This is a genomic window from Bradyrhizobium cosmicum (assembly GCF_032290525.1).
GTDB lineage: Bacteria > Pseudomonadota > Alphaproteobacteria > Rhizobiales > Xanthobacteraceae > Bradyrhizobium > Bradyrhizobium cosmicum_A.
Genome location: NZ_JASXTA010000013.1, coordinates 184,007 through 208,756 on the forward strand (window position 1 = coordinate 184,007; position 24,750 = coordinate 208,756).

Annotated in this window: 19 protein-coding genes and 1 pseudogene; 14 read left to right on the forward strand and 6 right to left on the reverse strand. The window is 58.2% G+C overall.

The window, feature by feature from the left end:
• Positions 1-159 precede the first annotated feature (159 nt).
• The 14 genes and pseudogenes from QSV46_RS23555 to QSV46_RS23620 all read left to right on the forward strand — a co-directional run bounded on the left by QSV46_RS23555 (position 160) and on the right by QSV46_RS23620 (position 20,048).
• On the forward strand, positions 160-1,260 hold the full coding sequence (locus tag QSV46_RS23555; protein WP_314957294.1) for a hypothetical protein: 1,101 nt from the start codon (positions 160-162) through the stop codon (positions 1,258-1,260).
• Positions 1,261-1,767: 507 nt separating this feature from the next.
• Positions 1,768-2,907 carry an ABC transporter substrate-binding protein gene (locus tag QSV46_RS23560; protein ID WP_314957297.1) on the forward strand — a complete coding sequence of 380 codons (1,140 nt, stop codon included), beginning with the start codon at positions 1,768-1,770 and terminating at the stop codon, positions 2,905-2,907.
• Positions 2,892-4,664 (forward strand): ABC transporter permease subunit, encoded by a 1,773-nt coding sequence (locus QSV46_RS23565; protein ID WP_314957298.1) that lies wholly within the window; start codon positions 2,892-2,894, stop codon positions 4,662-4,664. Before QSV46_RS23560 ends, QSV46_RS23565 begins: the two co-directional genes overlap by 16 nt.
• A gap of 48 nt (positions 4,665-4,712) precedes the next feature.
• Positions 4,713-5,801, forward strand: a complete 1,089-nt coding sequence (locus QSV46_RS23570; RefSeq protein WP_314957300.1) for an ABC transporter ATP-binding protein — start codon at positions 4,713-4,715, stop codon at positions 5,799-5,801.
• Between the two features lie 130 nt (positions 5,802-5,931).
• On the forward strand, positions 5,932-6,894 hold the full coding sequence (locus QSV46_RS23575; RefSeq protein ID WP_314957301.1) for a D-2-hydroxyacid dehydrogenase: 963 nt from the start codon (positions 5,932-5,934) through the stop codon (positions 6,892-6,894).
• A gap of 265 nt (positions 6,895-7,159) precedes the next feature.
• Positions 7,160-8,587: an FAD-binding oxidoreductase gene (locus QSV46_RS23580; protein WP_314957304.1), complete on the forward strand. Its 1,428-nt coding sequence runs from the start codon at positions 7,160-7,162 to the stop codon at positions 8,585-8,587.
• A gap of 531 nt (positions 8,588-9,118) precedes the next feature.
• Entirely contained in the window at positions 9,119-10,315 is a 1,197-nt protein-coding gene (locus tag QSV46_RS23585; protein ID WP_314957307.1) for a M20 aminoacylase family protein, read from the forward strand.
• 786 nt (positions 10,316-11,101) lie between these two features.
• The gene (locus QSV46_RS23590) at positions 11,102-11,716 is read left to right on the forward strand and encodes a hypothetical protein (protein ID WP_314957309.1); all 615 of its coding nucleotides are present in this window, start codon (positions 11,102-11,104) and stop codon (positions 11,714-11,716) included.
• A 453-nt stretch (positions 11,717-12,169) separates the two neighbouring features.
• Positions 12,170-13,351: a M20 family metallopeptidase gene (locus QSV46_RS23595; protein ID WP_314957311.1), complete on the forward strand. Its 1,182-nt coding sequence runs from the start codon at positions 12,170-12,172 to the stop codon at positions 13,349-13,351.
• A 421-nt stretch (positions 13,352-13,772) separates the two neighbouring features.
• A pseudogene (locus QSV46_RS23600) lies at positions 13,773-15,035 on the forward strand (Glu/Leu/Phe/Val family dehydrogenase).
• Between the two features lie 1,100 nt (positions 15,036-16,135).
• Positions 16,136-17,191 carry an extracellular solute-binding protein gene (locus QSV46_RS23605; RefSeq protein ID WP_314957313.1) on the forward strand — a complete coding sequence of 352 codons (1,056 nt, stop codon included), beginning with the start codon at positions 16,136-16,138 and terminating at the stop codon, positions 17,189-17,191.
• A gap of 142 nt (positions 17,192-17,333) precedes the next feature.
• The gene (locus QSV46_RS23610) at positions 17,334-18,158 is read left to right on the forward strand and encodes an ABC transporter permease (protein WP_314957317.1); all 825 of its coding nucleotides are present in this window, start codon (positions 17,334-17,336) and stop codon (positions 18,156-18,158) included.
• The gene (locus QSV46_RS23615; protein WP_314957318.1) at positions 18,148-18,948 is read left to right on the forward strand and encodes an ABC transporter permease; all 801 of its coding nucleotides are present in this window, start codon (positions 18,148-18,150) and stop codon (positions 18,946-18,948) included. Before QSV46_RS23610 ends, QSV46_RS23615 begins: the two co-directional genes overlap by 11 nt.
• 11 nt (positions 18,949-18,959) lie before the next feature.
• Positions 18,960-20,048 (forward strand): ABC transporter ATP-binding protein, encoded by a 1,089-nt coding sequence (locus tag QSV46_RS23620; protein ID WP_314957321.1) that lies wholly within the window; start codon positions 18,960-18,962, stop codon positions 20,046-20,048.
• A gap of 370 nt (positions 20,049-20,418) precedes the next feature.
• On the opposite strand, the gene QSV46_RS23625 is transcribed toward QSV46_RS23620, so the two are convergent.
• The 6 genes from QSV46_RS23625 to QSV46_RS23650 all read right to left on the reverse strand — a co-directional run bounded on the left by QSV46_RS23625 (position 20,419) and on the right by QSV46_RS23650 (position 24,729).
• Entirely contained in the window at positions 20,419-21,690 is a 1,272-nt protein-coding gene (locus tag QSV46_RS23625) for a M20/M25/M40 family metallo-hydrolase (RefSeq protein ID WP_314957323.1), read from the reverse strand.
• 54 nt (positions 21,691-21,744) lie between these two features.
• Complete coding sequence (locus tag QSV46_RS23630) at positions 21,745-22,491, reverse strand: ABC transporter ATP-binding protein (protein WP_314957325.1); 747 nt, start codon at positions 22,489-22,491, stop codon at positions 21,745-21,747.
• On the reverse strand, positions 22,455-22,784 hold the full coding sequence (locus QSV46_RS23635; RefSeq protein ID WP_314957327.1) for an ATP-binding cassette domain-containing protein: 330 nt from the start codon (positions 22,782-22,784) through the stop codon (positions 22,455-22,457). Before QSV46_RS23635 ends, QSV46_RS23630 begins: the two co-directional genes overlap by 37 nt.
• Positions 22,781-23,458, reverse strand: coding sequence for an ABC transporter permease (locus QSV46_RS23640; protein WP_314957329.1), 678 nt, complete (start codon positions 23,456-23,458; stop codon positions 22,781-22,783). Before QSV46_RS23640 ends, QSV46_RS23635 begins: the two co-directional genes overlap by 4 nt.
• A gap of 114 nt (positions 23,459-23,572) precedes the next feature.
• Positions 23,573-24,418, reverse strand: a complete 846-nt coding sequence (locus tag QSV46_RS23645) for an ABC transporter permease (RefSeq protein WP_314957331.1) — start codon at positions 24,416-24,418, stop codon at positions 23,573-23,575.
• Between the two features lie 32 nt (positions 24,419-24,450).
• Complete coding sequence (locus QSV46_RS23650) at positions 24,451-24,729, reverse strand: hypothetical protein (RefSeq protein WP_314957333.1); 279 nt, start codon at positions 24,727-24,729, stop codon at positions 24,451-24,453.
• Between the last annotated feature and the right edge of the window lie 21 nt (positions 24,730-24,750).

Here is a 24,750-nt window from a genome sequence, read left to right on the forward strand (position 1 = left end):
TTTAGTGGTCCCGTAATATTTTTTAAAATTAGGATGAGCAGAAGCCAAAGTTGACTTCTTTGCCAATGCAGTTGCTGCGGCTCCTGTCCTCTCCAAATGGAGTCAAATAGCTGACGAACCTCGCGCGAGTGGGGCCCAGCTCCGAGGGGGACCGATTGCATGGAGTACACTACTCGCTGTCATAAAGGGGGGGATCTTTCGTCAGTAAGGCGACGTGCCGCAGCCTTTCTAGACAACGTAACTGGAGCGCAAGACCAGGGATGTACGACTCGCCAGAGCTGGATTACCAAGTGGACGACACTCGGCGATGAACAATGTATCATCGGTGATTTGCAGGCAAGCCAAGGCGACAGCAACGAAGCGGCCGAGGCGCGGCTTTGTGCGTTAACAGCATTTGAAGTGGCCAGGCGACTGCTTCATGAGAACGATCCTCAATGCGGGGAAGTGACAGCGAGGATTGAGGCTGGAATTCAATGCCTTGAAGTGGTCCTGGCGAAAGTCGAGCGAGTAACAATTGAAAGCTGGGGCTGTACCGAACTTCCGGCCTATTATGTTCCTGCGGGTAATCATGCCCTACCTGCACCCGCCGTCATTTGCATCAGCATGGAAGATGAATCAGAAGCCACGTTGCTTGCAAGACTTCTGCCCGCGGTGACCGATCGAGGCATGTCGCTCCTGGTCCTATCTCACCGAGATGTCTCCCATCCCGCGCGGGGCCTTTCGCAAACCTTGTTGTCATCCTGCTTGGACTACCTCTCTGGTCGCCCCGACGTCGACGCCGCTCGGATCGGCGTCTATGGAGAGGGACTTTCGGCTGCTTTGGCTACTGACTTCGCGGCCTCTGACCGCCGCCTAGTTGCGGCAGTTTGCGATGGCGGCCTTTGGAATTGGGCGCGCATGCAGGCCTGTGTCGTCTGGATGACTAGAGCTGCAGACGCGCGGGAGGAGGGGAGCGTCACGGCACAGCGCACGCAATTGATCCGACGATTGAGATGCCCAGTTCTGGTAGTTACGGGAGGGCGGGGCGCTGTTAGCGTCTCGGAAGCGATAAAACTACAGACCGAATGTATTGAGGAGCGCATTGATCTGGATCTGACCATGCCCCGGATGATCAAAAGCTCAGGTGGATCCATCGAAAACTTCGTGACTTCCGACGATTGCATCTTCGGTTGGTTAAACCAGAAGCTCGCGTTCAGTGCAGCTCTGCCAGCACAACCAAACGATCTGCCGCAGATCAGTTCACACGTTCTTGGTCACTAATTGGAGAAACGTACCGACAGGCCCCCAGACAAGAGCACCAGCCGAAGGCGCGCAGCGAATCACAGACCTCGTTAGTTCGCAACGTGATGCGCTTGTTTTCGGTCGCGTGGCAGCCCTTTCCCACTTCGCGGCTCCCTTGCGATGTGGACGCCTTTGATTGCTTCACGCCGCACGAATCCGCATGAAAACATCGCCGCGCGGTTTGTTCGTGCAGTATTTAAGCCTCCAGAACCGTTTCATCGCAGGTTTTCGTGCCGACCTTCCCCTATCCTGAACAGAACTTTAGCATATGCTGCACCATCGGTGGACGTAGGCAATGGGCATCCTTCGCAAGTCGACCACTACCCTACAGTCGATTCAATCACCACGTGTGTTTCCGGCGTTATTCGCCCTTACAGGACTAGGCAAGCGCTTTCGGAGCCCACTTCGACCGACGTTAGGTTCTCTCCGCGCGCGGACTGTTGCCTCGTCGCGGCGTTCATGGAACGAGACCAGGAAGGGGAAGCTATGAGCGACTTATTTAAACATCAACCGTCCGGCTTTAGCCGCCGGAGTATGCTTCGTGCTGCCGCCGCCGCAATGGCTATTCCCGCGCTCGCGCGATCGACAGTTGCCTTTGCGCAGGACAAACTTGCCGGTAATGGTCAAGTCATCGCGTTCTCCTGGGGCGGTCTGTTTACTAAAGGCATTCGGAAATATGTCTACGAGCCTTTTACCGAAGCAACCGGCATCAAGGTAGTCGACGTCGTTGCCGATGTTGCCGAGCCTCAGGTTAAGGCGATGAACCAAGCCGGCCGTGTTGATTGGGATACGGCCTTCATACAGGCGTCGACCCTTCCATCGATGGACGAAGCTGGCATGTTCGTCCCCATCAATTATAGCCTTTGGGACGCTGAATCCATAAAGGGGACTGAGCAATCGGTTCGTCTCAAAAGCGCAGTCCCGGTGATCGCATCGGCCATGACGTTGGCCTATGATAAGCGCGCACTTGGAAACAATGGTCCAAAAAGCTGGGGCGATTTCTGGAACGTCAAGGCGTTTCCTGGCCCCCGCGGTCTCACTCAGTTGCCGGCAAATGCAAAAAACAACATCGTGTTCGCGTTGCTGGCCGATGGAGTGCCGAAATCTGACATCTGGCCGCTCACCGACGATAAGATCGACAGGGCCCTTAAGAAGTTCGACGGAATCCGGCCGCACATCAGCAAATGGTGGAGTGCGGGGAGCGAGGCGCCTCAATTGCTTCTCAATCGTGAGATCGCAATGTCGAGTTGCTTCGACGGCCGCGCGATCAGCGCAATTCGTCAGGGTGCCCCTATTCAGATGATTTGGGATGGGGCATACGTGAACTACACCTATTGGACAGTTCTGAAGGGGGGCCCGAACAGCGAAAACGCGCAGAAGCTGATTGCATTCGTAAATCGAGCGGCAGTTGCTGCCGACTTCACCACAGGAACCGGGTATCCCGGCCCGAACATAAATCAGCTCGACCATTTGCCTTCTGATCAGGTCCCGTTGCTCAGCATTAATCCTGAAAATTCCTCCAAGGTGATCCACGAGGATTCTGCTTGGCTTGCGGCCAAGCGTCCCGACGGCAAAACCAATCTCGAGCACATCGGAGACCGGTGGCTGGCATGGCGCGTACAGTGATCCTGCCGACAGGCAACGTCGCGTCAGACTCGTCGGCGGTCGCGCACCCGGCCGGGCCCACGCCATGGGCTTGGCTCCTGCTGCCGGGCGGTATCTTCCTTGCGCTGCTCTTTCTCGTGCCGCTCGCCGGGCTCCTGATGCTTTCGCTCGGAATGCCCAATTGGTCGTTCGCGCGCTTTGTAAGAATCGGTGGGGATCCGGTCTACCGGGCCGTATTGGGCACCACGTTGCAGATAAGCGTATCAGTCACCGCGCTCGCCTTGGTGCTTGGCTACCCCATGGCCTACTCGTTGACGACGAGCAAATCATCGAGCCTGCGGACATTCCTTCTCATCGCAGTTGTGTTGCCGTACTTCACCAGCGTATTGGTGCGCACGTTCGCGTGGATCGTTCTCCTGGGACGCGGCGGGATTATCAATGATCTCCTGCTCAAATTAGGCCTCATCTCCCAGCCGATTTCAATGCTCTACAACCGCGCAAGCGTGATCATTGGCATGACCCAGATAGTCTTGCCACTCATGATCCTTCCTATGTACACGGTCATGTCGAGCATTGATGAACAGCTTCTGCGTGCCGCCAGAGCCAACGGTGCGAGCCCGATTGCGGCGTTTCTGACGGTATTCCTGCCGCTCAGCTTGCCGGGCGTCATGGCCGCAGTGCTGCTCGTGTTTGTCAACTGCCTTGGCTTTTACATCACGCCGGCACTGCTCGGCAGCTTGTCCGATTTCACGATCACGATGCAGATCTATAGCGAGGTGGTTGATCATCTTAACTGGGGCTCCGGATCCGCGCTGTCCATCGTACTTCTGGTCTCGGTGCTGGCGACGCTGTGGATTGGATCCCGCTTCTTTCCAATCAATCAGCTTTTGGGATTGTCCGACGAGAAAACCGGTCAGGATGCCGTTGCCAGCCCCCGCACGCGAAAGCAGTGGCTGATGCAGCTTGGGTCCGCGGCTAACGTTCTTGACCGCTGGCTGCCCTCTCTGCGCGGCTATGGTATATCCATCGTTTCGTCCCTCCTAGGAACGATTCTTCTCCTACCGATACTGGTCGTGGCATATCTCTCGTTCAGTTCGTCCGCCTTTTTCGAGTTCCCCGCGCCTGGTTATTCGCTCCACAACTATCAAGCGTACATCTCCGATGCTGGTTGGTTAAATGCGACATTTACAAGCATACGCGTCGCACTGATGGCGACCTCCATGGCAATGGTGCTCGGGGCGACGCTTGCTTTCGGTCTTGCGCGCGGCCGCATAGCCGGTCGCGGAGCAATGGTTGCTCTCGTGCTTTCCCCTATCATCCTGCCGACCATCGTGGTGGCGATTGCCACTTATTTCGTGCTGGCTCGGGTAGGCCTTCAGGGCACCGAGTTCGGGCTGGCGCTTGGCGAAGCCGTCTACTCGATCCCCTACGTAGTGGTCCTTATTGTCGCTAATCTTCGTGACCTTAACCCGGCGTATGAGCGGGCGGCTCGCAGCCTTGGCGCAGGGCCCGGGGCCACATTCCGCACGATCACTATTCCACTGATTACGCCAGCCTTTATCGTGGCCGCATTTTTTGCTTTTCTGCACTCCTTCGATGATGTCGTGTACGTGCTGTTCCTGGGCATCGGAGTGATCACCACTCTGCCTATGCTTATGTGGCAAAGCATCTCGCAAGGCGTCGACCCCGCCATTTCGGCGGTGGCCACTCTGCAGGTGTTGCTGGCCGCGGCTGTCATCATCGTGAGTGCCTGGCTGCGGCGCAGAAAAAGTGTCTGAGGTACAAGAGCACGCTAACAGGCGAACAGAGCACCAATTGGAGCCCAAATGCTGATGAAAGCCGGGTTGACCAGCGCTGATGTGAAGACCGGTGGGATTGTGCTGCATAGCCTGAACAAACGGTACGGCCGCGCAACAGCCGTTGATAGTGTCAGCCTTACGATATCGCCCGGAGAGTTCGTCTCATTGCTGGGCCCGAGCGGATCGGGAAAGACGACAACTCTGATGATGATCGCTGGTTTCGAGTTGCCGGACAGCGGTCAGATCTTGTTGGATGACAAGGATATCACGCGACTGCCGCCCCACCGTCGCGAACTCGGCGTGATCTTCCAGAACTATGCCCTATTCCCGCATATGACGGTCGCCGAGAATGTCGCATATCCGCTTCGGATGCGACGTATGCCTAAAGCGGAGATCGAAACCCGCGTGCATCGCGTCCTTGACCAGGTGCACCTAACTGCCCTGGCCTCACGATACCCTCACCAAATGTCTGGCGGTCAACAGCAGAGAGTGGCGATTGCCAGAGCAATGGTTTTCGAACCACCTGTCCTGCTTCTCGACGAGCCTCTCGGCGCGCTGGATAGAAAGTTGCGCCAGCATCTCAGGAACGAGATCAAGACCTTGCATAAGGAAGTCGGCAAGACGATGATCTATGTCACCCATGATCAGGATGAGGCTCTTGCCATGTCCGATCGGATAGCGGTCATGCATGAGGGGCGGATACGGCAGGTTTCCGCACCGCAGGACATCTATCGCAGACCCGCCGATTTGTTTGTGGCCAGTTTTGTGGGTGAGGTAAATCTCATCCCCGTCAGGCTCAGGTCTGGCGTCCTTCAGGGGCCTGGCGGTGAGGACTTGGCTGCCGCGCATCGGCCCGAGGCGGACATGGATGCCACGCTTTGTGTGCGACCCGAACATTTGCGCCTCGACAAAGCCGTCGGACATGCACGTGGAGTTCAGGGGCGTATTATCGACATGACATTCATTGGTGATGCGACCATCGTCGAATTTCGCACGGAGTATGGATTGCAGTTGACCTCGAAGGTGCTCAACGTCTCAGCTGAAACACTGCCCGGGATCGGCGATGCGTGTGTCGCCTCTTGGGTCGCGAACGACGCAAGCGTTCTGAAGGAGTAGCTTGTCAACGTCGCTTTGCGAGGTCGACTAGAAATGCGTGGCGTCGCCCCCCGAGTACCCTGAACACTGCGTGACAAGCGACAACAAACGTGCGGCAGCCGGCTAAAAGTGTCGCGTTTCGGAGAACAATATGGCCGATCAAGTTCCAGCACTTACTGTGCTCCTCAACCATCCTGCTGCCGAAACATACGCAGGACTCATAGGTGAGCGTTTCCCGCAGGTTCGCGCAATCAGCGCGCCAGATCCCGAACGGCTGGAGCATTACATAGGTGAGGCAGATGCACTGCTCGCGTCTCGCTTCCCCGTGGAGCTGTTCAATAAGGCGAAGAAATTGCGCTGGTTTCAATGCACTAACGCCGGTGTTGATTCCATCTTGCCCATTCGCGATCGAGCGGGTCACATCACCGTCACCAATGCACGCGGGATTCACGGTGACATCATCACGGACTTTGTGATGGCCGGTGTAACGATGCTGCACTGGGATTTCCGTAGGTTCTTGCAAGAGCAGGCCGAACGAAAGTGGAACCCGCGCTATGTGGCGCCCCTGGCTGAGAAGACGCTCGGAGTAGTCGGACTGGGCTCCATCGGAGCGACGATCGCGCGCCGCGCCAAGAGCGCTGGAATGACAGTCGTAGGCTCAAAACGAAATATTTCCATAGCAGTCGAGGGTGTCGACCACCTGTTTGCCTCCGACAGGCTCGCAGAGTTGCTTCCGCTGTGCGACTTTGTGGTTCTGGCTGTGCCCGCGACCGTAGACACAATCGGGCTCATAGGCGCAGCGGAGTTCGCGTGCATGCGAGGTGATGCCTTTCTCGTTAACATCGCCCGAGGTAACGTCGTGGTGGAGGCAGACCTGATCAGGGCTCTTCAGACGCGAGAAATCGCCGGAGCGATGCTCGACGTCTTCGAGCACGAACCGCTGTCCCAGGACAGCCCGCTATGGGATATGCCAAACGTGATTGCGACGCCTCATGTGGCGGGAAGTCCAACGAATTATACAGAGCGGGTGTTCTCCATCTTTGGCGACAACATTGGCCACTTCCTGAAGAACGAGCCGATGAGGAACGCCGTGGACATGAGGCGCGGCTATTAAGGGACGCTGGATGAGGAGAAGCGGTGCAACCCGACTGTTGAGCCGTCCGATTTCAGTGGCTGTGCGTGCGAAGCGTACGCTGCTGCCGCTAGGCAAGCTCGTCCGCCAGCATTGAGCATCGGAGTGGCCTAAGCGGACAGTCAGGCCAGAATATCCCAGTGCTCTACTTTATCGTGCAGTGGCAAAGGCGGTCGGAATCATTGTTTGTTCCGCAATTTGCATTGCCGACAACTGTAATGTCGGTGCCGCTTCGAAGGTAACGGTCGTGATTATCAGCAGGTCTCCCGCAGCGCCGCTTGCGCTCGAGCTGATCGAACAATTCCGCAGGATCGTCGGCGAGAGGCACGCCATCACCGATGCGGCCGACATCGAGGCCTATGTCACCGAGGAGCGCAATCTGTTCCACGGCCGCTCGCCGTTGGTGCTGCGCCCCGGCTCGACCGCCGAGGTCGCCGCAATCTGCAAGCTGGCCTCCGAGCACAGGATCGCGCTGGTGCCGCAGGGCGGCAACACCGGGCTCGTCGGCGGCCAGACGCCGCATCATGGCGAGCTGGTGGTGTCGCTGCGGCGGCTCGACAAGATCCGCGAGATCGACACCGCCTCCAACACCATGACCTGCGAGGCCGGCGTGGTGCTGCAGATCGCGCAGCAGAAGGCCGCCGAAATGGACCGGCTGTTTCCGCTCTCGCTGGGCGCGGAAGGGAGCTGCACCATCGGGGGCAATCTCTCGACCAATGCCGGCGGCACGGCCGCGCTCGCCTATGGCGTCGCGCGCGAGATGGCGCTGGGGCTCGAGGTGGTGCTGGCGGACGGGCGCGTGCTGGGCGTGCTGTCGAAGCTGAAGAAGGACAACACCGGATACAATCTGCACAACCTGTTCATCGGCGCCGAAGGCACGCTCGGCATCATCACGGCGGCGACGCTGAAGCTGTTTCCGAAGCCGCGCTCGATCGAGACCGCCTTCGTCGGGCTGAAGTCGCCGGAGGCCGCGCTGAAACTGCTGGCGATCGCGCAGAGCGAGGCCGCCAATGCGCTGACGAGCTTCGAGCTGCTGTCGGAGATGGCAGTCGATTTCTCGATCCGCCACGGCATCGACGTGCGCGATCCGCTCGCGCAAAAGCATGCCTGGTACGTGCTGATGGAATTGTCGTCGCCCGGCGCCGACGCCCGGACGCCGCTGGAAACGATCCTCGGCCGCGCCATGGAGGACGAGATCGTCGACGACGCGGTGATCGCGGCCAATCTCACCCAGCGCGCCGGCTTCTGGAAGCTGCGCGACGAAATGTCGTCAGCACAAAAGCCGGAGGGCGGCTCGATCAAACACGACATCTCCGTGCCGGTGGCCACCGTGCCGGCCTTCATCGCCGAGGCCAATGAAGCCGTGGTGAAGCTGATTCCCGGCGCGCGGCCGGTGCCGTTCGGCCATCTCGGCGACGGCAATCTGCACTACAATGTCAGCCAGCCCATCGGCGCCAACACCGCGGACTATCTGGCGTGCTGGCACGAGATGAACGCAGTCGTGTTCGCCATCGTGCTGCGCATGGGCGGCTCGATCTCGGCCGAGCACGGCATCGGCGTGCTCAAGCGCGACGAGCTGCCCGACGTAAAGGACAAGACCGCGATCGAGCTGATGCGACAGCTCAAGGCGATGCTCGATCGGCTTGGCATCATGAACCCGGGGAAAGTGCTGTGAACGCTCCTGTCTCGCGACCGGCAGTGGTCCGACCGCAGACACAGTCGTCGGTCTGGTCGTGGCGCTGTGGTCAGGAATCGAAGAATAGCCGCGGACAGAATCCCGAGTTGCCGCCGCCCATCACGTAACGTGGCTGCATTCTCTGTTCTGAGCGGAAGTGTATCGATCGCCGCACTACGGCAAGAACCTGAGAGCATGAGGAATTGAAGATAGGCTTGGTCCTGCGGCTTCACTTCTCCCTTAATCGCTGTGCAGCGATCATCGATCACCTGGTCAGCCACAGCTTGGCAGAAATCCGCCCAACAGGTACGCCTTGAGGCTGGATTAGAGCGCCGGCATGCGATTTATCGCACAAATCAGTCTTTCGTCGTTCGCTACATTTAGCCATGACTTCGCTACTGGTCCACGTCAACAGAGCTGTTTCTCAGCCGAAGTCAGTGCGCGCCCCGACCGCTGCTCGAAGTTGAACGTCGTAAATGAAAACCATGCCTGTCAGGCGACAAGCGCAGATACGTCCACCGGAGCCTCACAATGCGAACCATCCCAGAGATAAAGGCCGCGGAAGAAGAGACGAGGGCTTTGCGACGCTGGTTCCATGCTCATCCGGAGTTGGCTTTCGAGGAGACCGAAACGTCGGATCTCATTGCCAAGACATTGAAAGAATATGGCATCGAGGTGCACCGTGGCCTCGGTCGCACGGGGGTGGTTGGCGTGCTGCGCGTTGGTGACGGGAAACGCTCGATTGGATTACGCGCGGATATGGATGCCCTGCCGATGCTGGAACTCAACGGGTTTGAGCATCGGTCGCAGTATCCCGGAAAGATGCATGCCTGCGGTCATGACGGGCACATGGCGATGTTGTTGGGCGCTGCTCGCCATTTGGCACGTGCACGAGATTTCGATGGCACAATCGTATTCATCTTCTCCCCAGCGGAGGAAAATGGGTCGGGCGCGAAGGTTATGGTGGATGAGGGGATCTTCAGACAGTTTCCGGTCGACGCAGTCTTCGGTTTGCATAATTGGCCAGGCCTGCCCGTAAATAGCTTCGGGATTAGGCCTGGTCCGATTTTGGCGGGATGCACCAACTTCGACATTCGGATCATTGGCGTCGGCGCGCACGCCGCGTTTCCGCATGATGGAAAGGATCCCATCTTGACGGGTTCACAAATCGCCACGGCGCTCCAGAGCATCATCACCCGCAACAAGAATCCAATGGATGCAGCGGTACTATCTGTCACTCAGTTCAATGGGGGCGAGGCAAGAAACATCGTCCCAGATACAGCCACACTTGCCGGCACGATAAGAGCTTTCAACGAGAAGACATTGGATCTAATCGAGTCCAGGATGCAGACGATCGTCCAAAATATTTCCGCGGCGTATGAATGTAGGGCCGAGCTCATAATCAAACGCTACCCGCCCACGGTGAACACGTCGGCTGAAACACGCTTGGCGGGGGAAGTAATGAAATCGATTGTTGACGAGGCGAAAGTGGACGCGGACGTTGTGCCGACAATGGGCTCCGAGGATTTCGCATACATGCTACAGGCGCGCCCTGGCGCCTTCGCATTTCTGGGGGCCGGGGATGGGGAGCACCGTGAGGAGGGCCACGGGCCGGGTCCCTGCGCTCTTCACAATACCAGTTACGACTTCAATGACGAGATACTCTCGGTGGGATCGACATACTGGGTAGAATTGTCGCGGCGTTGGTTAAGAGCGCGAGCAGCCTAGTTGTCAATGCCGACGTTGTCGCACTGCGATTGATGCGACGGCGCAGAAAGAGAGAGACAGCGCCTTTGCACGAAAATAGCTCGCATGGACTCGAATTTCGCGCCAGATCGATCACATGAATCTGACCACAGCAGAAGCGTCGGTATGGTGAGACAGGTACTCGGAACGGGAGGCTCGTTGTCTTATGTCGATTTGGATCGATATCCGCCGCCTTGCAAGGACAGTACGCGGCAGAATTCGGCTCGCCCGAAAATCACAACTTGATGCTGATGCTCTCTGCTGGTGGCTACTACCAATTGATCCGCCGGGTGTAAGCATCTCGGAGGTATGTGAAATGGAAGAATCTGAGCGAAAGAAAGTCCTGCCGAAAAAGCGCGTGCCCACCTGAAACATGGTGTGATCTGGTTGCGACCTAATCGCCCGAAGAGCGGTGGCCATCTCGGCGAGGAACGAACTCAACTTCGCCCGCCACATGCTGAGGAGGGGTGGGCTCGTTCTCACGTTTGCGCCGATAGCCTAGTTAAGTTAAGTTGATCCGATCCACATAGCCAAGGCTTTCAACGGCCGCTCGATTAAGACGGCGTGCCGCTAGTCGCAGGGACGGTTCGCGCTGGACGCGTTTTCGCAGAATTTCGGCTGCAAGGCCGGAGTCTGAAGTGGAAAGTTGCGTCGGAACCGGGTTTAGCTTAAGCAATGACAGCAGAAACTCCACATGCGTTGGGAATTCTCAAGCTCGAGCGCGGGGTGCCACCCGGCGCGACGCCATCGACTCCGCCGTGTGGCTCGATGCTGAATCCCGCCAGCTTCGACTTTCCGGTCGTCTACGAAACGGTCGAGGGGGCTTGGGTCGAGAACGTCGTACGCGGGGATCCTTCGCTCGAGCCGGCTTTCATCGCCGCCGCGCGGCGTCTGTTGGAGCGGGGTGCAGTCGCGATCAGTTCGACTTGCGGTTTCTCTATCCGTCACCAGGCCGCAGTCGCGGCCGCGGTAAATGTTCCTGTCGGGATGTCTAGCCTGCTGTTGCTGCCAGCTTTGCTTCGGCAGTTGCCGCCGCTGGCCAAGCTTGCTGTTCTAACCTACGACTCCAACTTTTGCAGCGAAGACCTGCTTGGACTCGACGATCCGGACCAGCGGGCAAGCGTCGTGATTGGTGGGATTGAAGGCGGCAAGTTCTGGCACGACGAGCTAAAGCGTCCAGCGCCGCCAACCGATGTAGCTGCCATGGAGGTGGATGTGGCCAATTGCGTCGCGCGACTTCGCGACGCACACCCGCAGATCGCGGTCATTCTATTCGAATGTGCTGCATTCCCGATCGTTGCTCCGGCAATTCGTCGTGTTGCGAGGCTGCCCGTCTACGACGTCGTTGGTCTCTGCCGGCAGATGATGGCGTCCGTTCCTTGAGGCCGTAGCTGCCTTGAACAGTCTCTACGGTCGCCCTTGATGCTATTCGGAATAAGCCATACAGATCGCAGGTCATAGTCTCTCGCGGTCTCCGTGGAAAACACGCCCTTTGATATACCTGCGATCCTTGCGGGAGCGCTAAGCTTTGCATATTGCGAGACTGCCGCTCGTATACATCTTTGCCTTGCAACCGATGCGACCTCAACCCCAAAGAAGCGCTGCGCCCAAAAGAGTTTTCGCCAGTATGCGCCCAGAGATGATCTGTCCGGAATGCCCGGCGGGGTTGCATAGCCGGTTCGGCAGCTTGCCTAGCGAAATTCAACGTGAAATCTGGCGAGATCGGCCGAAACATGCGCGACCGAGCTAAAACTGGTCGATTTCCTTCGTCGCAACGCGCTAGATTTTTCTTCTGAGAACTTACGGGCCCGAAAGTGCGAATAAGAGAGTAGACGGATGAGAGCGCGCACCACCAGCTTTCTATCGGAGTCCGAGCGCGATGCAGTGATCGAGTTAAGGCATGCGATGCATCGTGAGCCTGAACTCTCAAATGCCGAATGGAAAACACAGGAGCGGATTCGGAGCGTGCTCCAGCAATTTGGTCTCAACCGGACCAATACTTTCCACACGACCGGCCTCTACATCGATATTGAAGGCACGGCCTCCGGCCCAAAGCGCTCGATCGCGGTACGCGGCGATATCGACGCACTGCCGATCCAGGAGACACGCGATGACCTCCCTTATCAATCACAGGTCAAGGGTGTTATGCATGCCTGCGGCCATGACATGCACGGCTCGATCGCGCTCGGGGCTGCACTCGCCTTCCATCGAATGCGCGACAACTTCGCAGGTAAAGTGCGCGTCTTCTTCCAGCCGGCCGAGGAGGCCGAGCCGCTGGGGGGACGCACTGTGCAGGACGAGAAACTGCTGGAAGGCTTCGACCACGCCGTCGGCTTTCACGTCGCTCCCGAGATTCCCGCTGGCAAGTTTGGCGCGCGCGAGGGTGCTGTAACCAAGTCGGCCGATCAGTTCAGACTTACCATTACGGGTAAGATGGCCCATGGCGCGGCGCCTCATAAGGGCGTCGACGCGATCGCAATCGCCGCTGCCTTCGTGAACGAGGTACAAAAAGTGGTCTCGCGCGAAATGCCACCCGATGACGGGGCGGTGGTCACAATCGGTACCATTCACGGCGGCGAGGCGACCAATATCATTTGCCCTTCCGTCGTTATGGAAGGGACGATCAGAACTCGCAGCCCAGAACGTAGGGGGCAGCTGTGCCAGCGCGTGCGGGAAGTGGCCGAAGGCGCCGCGGCGATGCACCGTGGCCAAGCGGAGTGCGTCATCCGCTCGGGTGAACCCCCTGTCGTCAACGATGCGGAGATGGTGAGGCGCTTCCGCCAAATCGTTCATGACACGGCCGGCCCTGATGGCTTCAATGCCAGCAAGGAGGTCACAGGTAGTGACGATTTCGGGTTCTACTCGGCGTGCGTACCTTCGATCTATTTTTGGTTCGGTAGCCGCTCGGCGGTCAACGGATCGCCCGTACATACGCCGACTTTCGGAGCCTCGGATGAGCTCATCATTCCGGCGACGGAACTTGCCGTCAAATACATTCTAGATTTGCTGGATACCTGAGATCGGTCGCACCGAATGCCGAGGCAAGACGTCTTCCGGTTGAAGTGCGCGCGATTACCCATGCCGCATGCGAGGGCACCCCATGCCTGATCTGCCGACTTATCGCCCGACTCACCGGTGCATGGAGGAGCGGCTCCGTCCTCGTCTTCATCGAAGTCCGCTGGCCTACCAACACGAAATGAAGTTGAGGCGCTTACGGCTTCAGCCATGTGAGGGCGCTCAAGCTCTGGAATGACGTCTGAAGCTGCTTGTGGCCGCAACTCGGCCCTGCGCGAGGCGACACGACCTTACACCTTCCGAACACGTTCGTTGTCGTCCTCGCGGCGGAGGTACTGGCCTCCCCTTTATTGGGGCGGCCGCTTTTCCTATCGCCACCTGAGATATCCATCGGCGTCATGCCGGATCCACTTTGAGAGTGCCCATGAACAGCTCCATCTATGCCGGCCCCGTATTCGAAATGGCCAAGCAGCAATTCGTGCATGTTGCCGATCACCTGCAAATACCGGAAATGGACAGAGATCGACTACTCTACCCGAAGCGCGCAATCGCCGTATCGTGCCCAATTCACAGGGACGATGGCCGTACAGAAGTCTTTCAAGGCTACCCGGTCCAACATCACCTGACGCTCGGGCCGACCAAGGGTGGAACGCGATTCGCGCCCTCGGTGGACATCGGCGAGGTCGCCGCTCTAGCTGTTTGGATGAGCTGGAAATGCGCGTTAGCGGGCCTTCCGGCGGAGCAAAAGGGGGGATTACCGTTGATCCTTATGCGTTGTCGCCGCGCGAACTGGAAGCTCTATCGCGACGGTATATGCAGGAGATGATCCCTTTCGTCGGTCCGCATACCGATGTCATGGCCCCCGATATGGGCACTAACGAGCAAGTCATGGCGTGGTTTATGGATACCTATTCGATGTATCAGGGGCAGACGGTCAACGAGATCGTCACCGGAAAGCCCGTATCGGCTGGAGGTACACTCGGTCGCCGCGAGGCAACAGGACGCGGCGTAGCCTATCTGGTACGGTCGCGTGCTTGAAATTCTCGGCATTCGCGCCGATGGGGCAACGGCCATTGTGCAAGGGTTTGGCAACGTTGGGGCCATAGCAGCCTACGCCCTGGCTGAAAAAGGTCTAAAGATCATCGGCGTTAGCGATCACACGGCCGCATACTTTGATCCCGGCGGTCTCGACCTTGCCGCCCTACACAGCCATACTTCCGAGCACGGCCACCTTGCCGGCTTTTCCTCTCAGAGCCTCATTGCCCCCTCGGAGTTGCTCGTTCAGAAGTGCGATGTCCTCATACCGGCTGCAATCGAGCAGGTCATTACGGGCCGGAATGCCGGACAGCTCAAGTGCCGAATTCTAGCCGAAGGAGCAAATGGTCCAACGACGCCTGAGGCCGATGCAATCCTGCACACACGAGGCGACGAGATTTTCGTTTTGCCAGATATCCTTTGCAATTCGGGGGGAGTCATCGTCAGCTATTTCGAATGGGTGCAGGACCTCCAGCGACGGTTCTGGGAGCAGGCGGAGGTATTCGATCGTCTGTACCGGATCCTCGAACGCTCGTTCCAGCAAACCACAACGCGCGCGAAACGCGATCGGATCTCAAATCGAATGGCAGCAACGGCCATCGGAATTGACGTGGTGCAAGGAGCAAAGCGAACCAGAGGTCTCTTTCCCTGATCACGTTGTCCTTTGGAGCTGACGAGCTTGATAGGTCATCGAAGAACTGCAGGGCAAAACGCGATCTTGAGCCAGCGAATCGTGGTGCCCAAACGGATATCCGTATGAAAACTGTCTTTTCCCGCCAAGGCGTGTGTCGCACATCTCGGCACGAACTAGTGAGACCAATACAGTCGGGCCTCGAAGCGGAGATTGGCGCTGAGTGCGTTGTGTTGGTGAACTCTCGGCTGATCTGATCGTACCCGAGCATTACGGTCTGCCTACGCCGACTTCGCCGCATCACTCTGCGGAAGTCGCGACCGTTTCGCTTCCGCTCGCGATGACGCTTTGCCGGGCCGGACCCTTCTATTGTCGCTACTCGACTGGCCCGGAAAGCGAGCCGGGACATTTGGCGTGATCTCGGAAACCCGCCGACGGTGGCGCTCAATTGCTGCTGTCCAAGAGCACGCAATTGGGCCGTTCCGCAGCAACCTGTCCCGCGTTGCAAGCCTTCGCAGGGCGAGAACGACCAGGGCGCTTGATCTGAAACCGAGCGATGCTGGCTACCTGGCAGATGTCGAACGAACACTCAAACCTTCTTCGAAATCGAGCTTCGATCGCGTGACGGTCGAAAGGACCATCGCACGATGTGCGGAATGGGATGACAGCTCAGTTGCCGCCTACAATAACGCAAAGACGCTGTATCTGTCCGTTAGACGCAGGATTTCAGCTGCCACAAGCTCGTCATTGCTGAATACTCGTCCGGGAAGTCCGTACTATTCCGTGACGAGCGGGAATTCCGCGCGGTTTAACAGTGGCGGAGGGCGGAAGGTTGCAAAGTCGCCGAAACGGTGCCCAGACGGTTGCCCGCCGATTATCCGACCAGGGTGTTTTCGGTCGAGCTGCCCAGGAAACTCGACGTCGCTTTGCCGGTCGTGGCGAGGAAACGTGCTGGTCGGCGAACGAACGGGACCAGGTTCGGCGCGATCGTTGGACAGCCGTACGCGCCCCGGATTTGCAACCTACTCGGGGCCATTCCGCGGCTCCCCGAATGTGTCGCTCCTTGGACCGGGTAACCAGAACAGTCGATTTCGCTTGAGCTGAAACGGAAGAGGTTGGACATGATAAAGAGGCGAACATTCCTGAAAGTGGCAGCCACGGCCACAGCCGGGGCGCTAGCTGCGCCCTATGTCCACGCTGAGTCGAAGAAATTTTCCGGCATCACGTTGCGCGTAAACGGATATGGCGGGCTTTACGACGAAGCCCTCAAAAAGAGTGTGGCCGCGCCCCTTGAGGAGAGATACGGGCTCAAGATTCAATTCATCGCCGGCACGACATCAGCCGACTTTGTCAAACTGATCGCCAATAGAGACAATCCGCCTTATGACCTGTTTATGGGTGATAGCCCGAACATGGTTGAACTCACCAAGGCAGGCATGATCGAGGAGATCAGGGCGTCGGAGGTCCCGAACGTCAAACGGATTCTCCCGGACTTTCGCGAATTTGGCCATTATGGGGTGCCATTCAGCGTCGCTTCGATTATCCCAGTCTACAATTCAAAGTACATCAAGCAGCCGATTGCCTCGTATTCGGATATTGCGCGACCTGATCTGGTGGGGCGCGCGGTTGTTATGGCTTCCGCCACATACGGCAGCCTTCTGACCCTTCTCGGCTTGGCCGACGAAAATGGCGGCTCGATCGAAAACGTAGAGCCCGCGTTCAAAGTGATGAGCGCCGCGAAGCGCAATATTGTCGCACTCGCGCAGACAAATGTCGCCGAGATCCAGATGTTTCAAAACGAAGAGGTGTATGCTGGCATATTCTGGGATGGTCGCGCTCACGAACTAAGGACCAAGGGCCTTCCCATTGTGACCGTTGTCCCGCCTAAGGGAGTTTACTCGGTCACCACCTACATCAACGTGGTCAAGGGTATTAAATACCCTGAAGCCGCATACGCCTATGCCGAGCAGTTGTTGTCCGATGAGGGCGTCCTCGGTGTACCTCGGGCGCTCCGGTACGGAGTAACAACCGACGTTACTCTGCCAGAAGAGCTTCGCCAGGACCTGTTGTTCAATTCGCAGGCACGCATTGCTTTGAAAAAGAAAGTTGATTGGGAGAAGCTTATCGCGAACCGCAGTGCGTGGACCGAGGAGCTGAACAAGATCATCCGAAGCTAGCTGCCTGGAATCGCTGTGATGTTTCCGGGGTTCGTCGATACCGCGGCGTCATGAATGAGTTGTTACCAATCCCGAAGGGTTTCATATGGAGGAGCCTCTTGCCAGTCGCCGGGTCCTAACCCCTGCGCTCCTGCTAGCTCCAATGATCTTGCTGCTCGTGATATTCTTGATCGTGCCCACGTTCGGATTGCTGAGGGCCAGTTTTCTGTCTGAGAGTCACCTTCTCGATGGAAGCGGCTTTAGTCTGAAGCAATATATCCGCTTCTTTTCCGACTCCTATTACTCTTCGGTGCTATTCGAAACGTTTGTCGACGGGATTATCGTCAGCCTGGTTTGCTTGGCAATTGGATTCCCCACCGGGTACTCGCTTGCGCGGCTTTCGCCTCTGGCAAGGCGGTGGCGCATCATTATCGTCATCATGCCGCTAACGCTTAGCCTTGTGGTCATTGTATTTGGATGGTTGATCATTCTTGGACGTAATGGAGTGATCAACGCACTCCTCTTAAGTTCCGGCATTGCTTCTTCGCCGAAGCAGCTTCTGTTTAGCCGGCCAGCGGTGATAACTGTCCTGGTGCAACAATTCCTTCCATTCATGATCTTGTCCGTCATGAGTGTGGTCACTCAAATAGATCCAGTGCTTGAGCACGCCGCCGCCAATCTACGCGCCAACCGATTCGCGACCTTCCGCAAAGTTGTCATTCCGCTCGCGCTTCCGGGCATATTTGCCGGCTTTAACCTCGTTTTCGTGCTCTCGATCTCGGCGTTCATTACTCCCCGGCTTATCGGCGGAAACCGCGTCGCGATGCTCGGTAGCCTCATCTATGAGCGCATCATGGCAGAACTGAATTGGCCCTCCGGCGCGGCAATGGCGTTCATTCTGCTCGTGAGCGGACTTGGGGTCACAGCGGCGCTGAATGCCCTCGCTGCGTCTCGTCTGGTTACGAAAGGAGGGCGCTATGCGCGTTGATCTTATCGACCGGGCAATGGCGGCGTCCGGGGCGGCCGTCCGCGCGATCGTGTACACGATGCTTGCGCTGCCAGCACTTCTGGTGATTGTTTGTTCATTTACCAGCGGTGACTCATTGAAGTTTCCGCCCACCGGCTTTTCCATGCGCTGGTACCGAGAGGCGTGGCAGAACGAATTGTTTATGACTGCGCTCTGGACGAGCACGTACATTGCCGTGCTTGTTTCCACGATGGCACTAGCGATCGGCTTTGCTGCCGCATTTGCAATCAATCGTTTCGCATTTCCTGGCAAAGGGTTCCTGCAAGCGCTCGCCTTCTCACCCCTGATTATTCCGGCAGTCGTGCTCGGGATCGGTCTGTTGCAGCTCTTCGCCAAGTTGAACCTTACCCAAACGATATATCCCTTGCTGCTAGGCCATCTGGTACTTGCCATCCCCTACGTGATGCGCACCATCCTTGCGAGTCTAAGCTTGCATAATCGCGTACTCGAGGAGGCAGCGATGAATCTACGCGCCTCGCCTTTGAAGGTCATTCGGCGCATCACTCTGCCTCTCATCCTGCCTGGCCTTTTGTCGGCTGCGATCTTTGCCTTCGTTACATCATTCGGAAACGTTACAGTTTCCGCATTCTTGACTTACGGTGGCCACGTCACCTTACCAGTACAGATATTCACCTACGTCGACACCAGCTATGACCCGCTGGTTGCCGCGGTATCCAGCCTAATGATCGTGATAACACTAGTCATTATCCTGGTGATCGAGCGCTTGATCGGCGCCGGCCGGGTCGCGTAGTCGGAGGAGAGATGCTCGCCTTGTCGGAAGGAAAAGAAGACGCCGTGTCCGAAAGGAACGACTTTGTCGTGGAATTGCGCTCTGTTTCTAAGCTCTACGGCGATGCGGCTGCGGTAGCAGACATTTCGCTCAAGGCTCGGCGAGGGGAACTTCTCTGCCTGCTTGGCCCATCGGGGTGCGGCAAAACAACGACTCTTCGCATGGTCGCGGGATTTGTGGAGCCATCCTCCGGCAGTATACACATTAACAACATCGATATGACGCATCAACCGCCTTATCGACGCGATACCGGCATGGTGTTCCAGAGTTACGCGCTTTTTCCGCATATGACGGTTGCTGAAAACGTCGCGTTTGGTCTGGAGAATCTGAGGTGGCCGCGTGAGAAGCGCGACAAGCGTGTTGAAGAAATGCTCGAACTTGTCGAGTTACCTCATTTCGCTCAGCGCTTGCCGAGCCAGTTGTCGGGCGGTCAACAGCAACGCATCGCTTTAGCTCGCGCGCTAGCAATTAAACCAGCGGTGCTCCTGCTCGACGAACCATTCTCGAATTTGGACGCGCAGCTACGAGTTCGAATGCGGGAAGAACTCCAGGAGGTAGTCAGATCCGTCAACGTCACCACCTTGTTCGTAACTCACGACCAAGAGGAGGCGTTGACAATGTCAGATCGGATTGTCGTCATGAATGCCGGGAAGGTTGAGCAGATTGGAACGCCCGGCGAAATCTACGAAACGCCCGCCACGCCATTCGTCGCCAAGTTCATCGGCTGGTGTTCGCTGCTGAAGGGGACGGTCGACGATGCGGGCGCTTTCACGTCGACTGCTGGCCTTCGCATCATCGGCAAGTGGAGTGCTGGCCCTGCTACAGTGGTGATCCGGCCGGAACAACTTAAGTTGTCGGCCGATGGCGCTCCCGGCCAAAGGCAGCAGGCGCGCGTCCTCCATTCTCACTATCTGGGAGGCGCAACACGCGTTGTACTTGATGTCAATGGAGAACAACTCATAATGCAGGAGCGTTTTCCCTTTGGACGTCATCCGCAGCACGGAGACGTGCTTGACATTGCTATTAGCACGTACAACTTGCGCCTAATTGGGGACGCCTAAGAGGGCGGCTTGAACGACTCGCGCCCATTCTGGAACAGGAGCCTGGGAAGGGCTCTCAAGCGCGCGCTCCTTCCGACCGCTCAACGAGGTGTCCCAGGGCCTGATGAAATATGCTGGTGCTCATAAGAGCTCCACGAGCCAAAGGTCGATAGAAGTGGACCTTCAGTGTGGCGTGTTCCTGAGAAGCTGTGTGAGCTTTCGGGACCACGGGGTTAACCGATCCGCGGATGTGGTCTGGAACCCAACGGCAATCGCGAGTCGATCTTGCTCGGGCCAAGCAACGGGCTCGTCCGCCTCGATTTGGATGCCACTCGGCAGCCATCCTATCGCGACGCGGAGAGTCGGACTGCAAGTGGGTGTGATCACGACTCTATTTGTCGTTCCTTGAGAGATAGTCGAACGCTGAAAGGAGATGGCAGCGGACGACGTCGAATATCTCCTCGACGGGAACATGTTCATCGGTTGCACCCATTCCGCGCGGGGCCGGACCGTAGACGACGGCGGGGATCCCGCGGTTGCGCCACAGCCGCGCATCGGTGCTGCCAAGCCCCGGTATAAGCTGCGGCGGTGCCCCGGCGATCGTTTCGGCGTTTTTGGCAACAATTTCGACGAACTCATGGTTGGGTTCAGTCCAGTTTGGCTCGCTGGACATCATGATGTCGTAGCTGAAGCAGTGCGTTTCGCGGAGCTTTTCAATGTGATCCAACGCATCCTTGATGACCACGCCCATCGGGAGACGAAAGTCGACTTCGAACGTGCATTGGGAAGCGATCATGTTGACGTTGGTGCCGGCATTGATCCGACCCACGTTCATCGTCACGCGTCGCGCGTTCTCGGAAGCCCCCCGGCCGAAAGCGCGGTCGTATGTTTCCCCGGCCTCGGTCAAGGCCGCGACGATGCTGGGCGGCTCCTGGAAGTCGAATTCCGCAAACTTGCGTAGATCTGCAATGACGGTCGAGGCCTGATCCACCGCACTCGGGCCCATGTGTACGTAGGCGCCATGTCCGCCGTGCGTTTCAACCTTGAAACGCAGCCACAACATCCCCTTCTCACCGAGGCGCACCGTATGGCGGCTGCTCGGCTCGCCGACGAGGACGGCGGTTCCTGTGATCTCCTCCGGGCAGACGTCGAAAAGGTGACGGGTGCCATTGGGCCCGAACGTTTCTTCGTCGGAGACGACGGCCAGGGTCAGGCGTCCATCGAGCTGCCCGTCGGCCATCGAACGCGCGTAAGTGTACGTGACGATCGATGCCACCGTTCCGACCTTCATGTCGCCCACGCCGCGCCCGTAAATCGCGCCGTCGCGCTCCTGCGCCGCCCAGGGATCAATGCTCCATTGCGCCGGATCGGGCACCGGAAACACGTCAATATGCCCATTAAGGACGAGGTGCTTGTCATGCCGGCCGAAGGTCGTCGTCGCGACGAGATTTGGCATCGTTTCGTCACGGTTTTCCATGCGGTAGGGGACGTCCCGTGCGTCGAGGAAGTCACGGACGCACTGCATGGAGGAGCGCGTGTCGCCGGGAGGGTTCGGCGATTTTGCCCTGACGAGGTCTCTCACGAATTTGGCGATCGCCTCGCGATCCTCCTCGATTTTCGCGAGCAATGCCTGCCGTTTGGTTTTGTTCACGTTGGATGCCATTTCGCTCTTGCCTTTAGTCAAGTCTGTGAAGGCAGGACGTGTCGACCCACACGTTCACCTCATCGCCCTGCACAGGGACCTTGGAATGCCGGAAGAACGACTGCATGAGCAGCTCCTCCCCGAACATTTGAGGACCAGCCGGGTCACACCGCCCGTAAAGACGGCACTCGCCACACAGGCCCGTATGCTGCCGGGACCGTCACCGATGCTCACATGCTCGGGCCTGATCATCAGCGTGGCTCCGCCGCTTTTGCCCGGAACAGGTAGGGAGAGCCCTCGCTTCGACGTAAAAATGTCGTTCTCAATCTGCCCTTCGATGAGCGTGCATTCACCGACGAAATTGGCCACGAACGCGCTCGCGGGCTTTTCATAGATCTCCGACGGGGTTCCCAACTGGGCCAACCGGCCCGCGTTCATAACCGCGATGCGGTCGGAAAACACGATCGCCTCTTCCTGATCATGGGTCACGAGTACGGTCGTGACGTCGATCTTGACGATGAGGCGCTTCAACTCGTCGCGCAGACGAACCCGCAACTGCGTATCGAGGTTCGAGAACGGTTCGTCCAGAAGCAGGACGGCGGGCCGTATGGCGAGGGCGCGCGCCAGGGCGACACGTTGTTGCTGGCCGCCGGACAATTGCCTCGGGTATCGCTTTGCGAGATGGGACAATTCGACCAGCTCGAGCATCTCCGCCACGCGTGCGTCGCGCTCCTTGCGCGGAACGTTGATGTTGACCAACCCGAAAGCGACGTTCTGTTCGACGGTCATATGCGGAAATAACGCGTAGCCCTGAAAGACCATGCCGGTGTCGCGGCGATAGGGGGCAGGCCCGTGGCTTCGCGGCCATCAATAAGGATCGATCCCGCCTCCGGCTCCATGAAGCCGGCGATCATCCGCAGCGTGGTGGTCTTGCCGCAGCCCGAGGGCCCGAGGAGGCAAAGGACTTCGCCCTTCCGAACCGACAGCGTCAGGTCGTCGACTGCCACCGCGTTGCCGAATTCCTTGCGCAGATTCCGGATCTCGACGATCGAGGGTGTGTTCTGGGCCAAGGTGGTCTCTTGCGCGTTGCGTGCCGTGGCGACGATATGGGTCATACGGTCTTGCTCATGCCGAACAACCACTCGACGACCAGGAGAAGCCCGACGGTTCCAAACACAACGAGCGAGGACACCGCCGCGATGATGGGCTCGAAGCTCTGCTCGACATAGGTGAAGATCTGGACCGGAAGGGTTGTCTGTCCGCCGTTGCCGAGGAAGATCGACAGGGTGATGTTTCCGAACGACGTTACGAAGGCGAAGACCGCAGCCGACATCACCGTCGGGGCGAGGATCGGCAGCGTGATCCGACTCAGGACGCGCGGCGGTGATGCCCTGAGGTTCATGGCGGCGAATTCGAGGTTCTGGTCAAAGTGAACGAGGCCGGCAAGTAGCGTTCGTACGACGTAGGGCAGCGTGATCAGCACGTGACCGAGGACCAATCCGAGTATGCTCTGGTTGAGACGGAGCCAGGCCAGCGACTGCAGCAGACCGAGGCCGATCACGACCATTGGAATCACCAGCGGAGAGAGTGCGAGGCCGAGGAGAAGCGTCTTGCCCGGAATGTCTCGACGGGCGACGGCGAATGAGGCGGCCAAACCGATGACAAGCGAAATGATCGTTGCGATCGTCGCCAGCTTGGTGCTGACCCAGAACGCGTTCATAAAGGCATCGTCCGTCACCGCGGCGTAGTACCAGCGAAGCGACAATCCATCCGGGGGAAAACGAAGCACCCGGCCGGCCGTCAGGGACGAGGCGATTACGATGACCACCGGCGCCAGCAGCCCGAGTAGACGGCGGCTCGCACGACGAAGCCACCGGTCGTCAGAAAATAGTCGCCCAACGATTTATGCATGGGCCGACCCCGCGTCTTGCTCCCGCTTGATCCGGATCCTTGATGCCGCCGTCACCACGATTGTCAGTGCCAGCAGAATGAACGCGAGGGCCGAGCCGAAGCCCCAGTTCAGGTAGGTCAGGATCTGGTCGTAGATGATGCTGCCGATCATCTGCACACGCTGTCCGCCGATCAATCTTGGCGTCACGAAAGCGGACACGCTGGCCGTGAAGACGAGACTCGAGCCCGCGATGATTCCCGGCATGGACAGCGGCAAGACCACCCGGCGCAGCGTCACCCATCGCGTCGCCTTCAAATTGGCTGATGCGAGCTCCAGTGCCGGATCGATCTGAACGACGACGCTCATGATGGACAAGATCATGAACGGCAGGAACTGCATGACTAGGACGACGATGACCGCGGGTCCGTTGAAGAGGAGCGTCTTGGGTGTGTCGATGATACCCATCGTCAGCAGCAGCGAGTTGACAACGCCGTTGCGTCCCAGCAGCACCAGCCAGCCGAACACGATGACGATGAGGCTGAGCGTGAGAGGTAATATGACCAGGATGACGTACCAGCGCCGCTTGTTGGGGCTCATGCGGCCCATGGCATAGCCGACGGGAAAGCCGAGAAAGATGCTGATGAACGTGCAGAGCAGCCCGTAGCCGATCGTCTCGAAGATCCGCAAATAAAATGGGTCGAGCAGGGCACGATCATAGTGCTCCAGCGACGGAAAGCCGACGGTCCCAGTGCCCTTGAAGCTGGCTTCCAGAAGTCCCAGCAGGGGGATGATCAGGAAGAGGCCGATGACCAGAATCATCGGCACGACCATCAGCAAGGTGGACGCCCGCCGGCTCATTGAGTGTCTGTCCTGATTCAAATCGGGCGGCGTCAGCGCATCGCCTTGTTGAATTCCTCGGACCACAGGCTGCGCGATTTGGCGACTTTCTCCCAATCGACCTTCTTGAAGCCATCGAGGGTGTCACCTTTGAAGACGAGATCCCTGGCGACCGCGTCTGACACGGAGATCTTCGTCACCGGTGAGTAGCGGAAGAATTCGACCAGCGGACCGATCGCTTCGTCGGACAGCGTCTGATCGATGTAGGCGAGCGCAGCTTCGCGGTTCTTCGAATTCTTCACGAGGCCCACATAGTTCAGCAGGCCAAACACGCCTTCCTTGGGCAGAACGGT

What these genes read in the sequence shown, in the direction of transcription:
- QSV46_RS23630 (WP_314957325.1), bottom strand. Translation starts at nt 22,491, where the DNA reads ATGGTCTTTCAGGGCTACGCGTTATTTCCGCATATGACCGTCGAACAG.
- QSV46_RS23555 (WP_314957294.1), top strand. Translation starts at nt 160, where the DNA reads ATGGAGTACACTACTCGCTGTCATAAAGGGGGGGATCTTTCGTCAGTA.
- QSV46_RS23595 (WP_314957311.1), top strand. Translation starts at nt 12,170, where the DNA reads ATGAGAGCGCGCACCACCAGCTTTCTATCGGAGTCCGAGCGCGATGCA.
- QSV46_RS23620 (WP_314957321.1), top strand. Translation starts at nt 18,960, where the DNA reads ATGCTCGCCTTGTCGGAAGGAAAAGAAGACGCCGTGTCCGAAAGGAAC.
- QSV46_RS23625 (WP_314957323.1), bottom strand. Translation starts at nt 21,690, where the DNA reads ATGGCATCCAACGTGAACAAAACCAAACGGCAGGCATTGCTCGCGAAA.
- QSV46_RS23610 (WP_314957317.1), top strand. Translation starts at nt 17,334, where the DNA reads ATGATCTTGCTGCTCGTGATATTCTTGATCGTGCCCACGTTCGGATTG.
- QSV46_RS23605 (WP_314957313.1), top strand. Translation starts at nt 16,136, where the DNA reads ATGATAAAGAGGCGAACATTCCTGAAAGTGGCAGCCACGGCCACAGCC.
- QSV46_RS23585 (WP_314957307.1), top strand. Translation starts at nt 9,119, where the DNA reads ATGCGAACCATCCCAGAGATAAAGGCCGCGGAAGAAGAGACGAGGGCT.
- QSV46_RS23635 (WP_314957327.1), bottom strand. Translation starts at nt 22,784, where the DNA reads ATGACCCATATCGTCGCCACGGCACGCAACGCGCAAGAGACCACCTTG.
- QSV46_RS23590 (WP_314957309.1), top strand. Translation starts at nt 11,102, where the DNA reads ATGCTGAATCCCGCCAGCTTCGACTTTCCGGTCGTCTACGAAACGGTC.
- QSV46_RS23565 (WP_314957298.1), top strand. Translation starts at nt 2,892, where the DNA reads ATGGCGCGTACAGTGATCCTGCCGACAGGCAACGTCGCGTCAGACTCG.
- QSV46_RS23645 (WP_314957331.1), bottom strand. Translation starts at nt 24,418, where the DNA reads ATGAGCCGGCGGGCGTCCACCTTGCTGATGGTCGTGCCGATGATTCTG.
- QSV46_RS23560 (WP_314957297.1), top strand. Translation starts at nt 1,768, where the DNA reads ATGAGCGACTTATTTAAACATCAACCGTCCGGCTTTAGCCGCCGGAGT.
- QSV46_RS23570 (WP_314957300.1), top strand. Translation starts at nt 4,713, where the DNA reads ATGCTGATGAAAGCCGGGTTGACCAGCGCTGATGTGAAGACCGGTGGG.
- QSV46_RS23615 (WP_314957318.1), top strand. Translation starts at nt 18,148, where the DNA reads ATGCGCGTTGATCTTATCGACCGGGCAATGGCGGCGTCCGGGGCGGCC.
- QSV46_RS23575 (WP_314957301.1), top strand. Translation starts at nt 5,932, where the DNA reads ATGGCCGATCAAGTTCCAGCACTTACTGTGCTCCTCAACCATCCTGCT.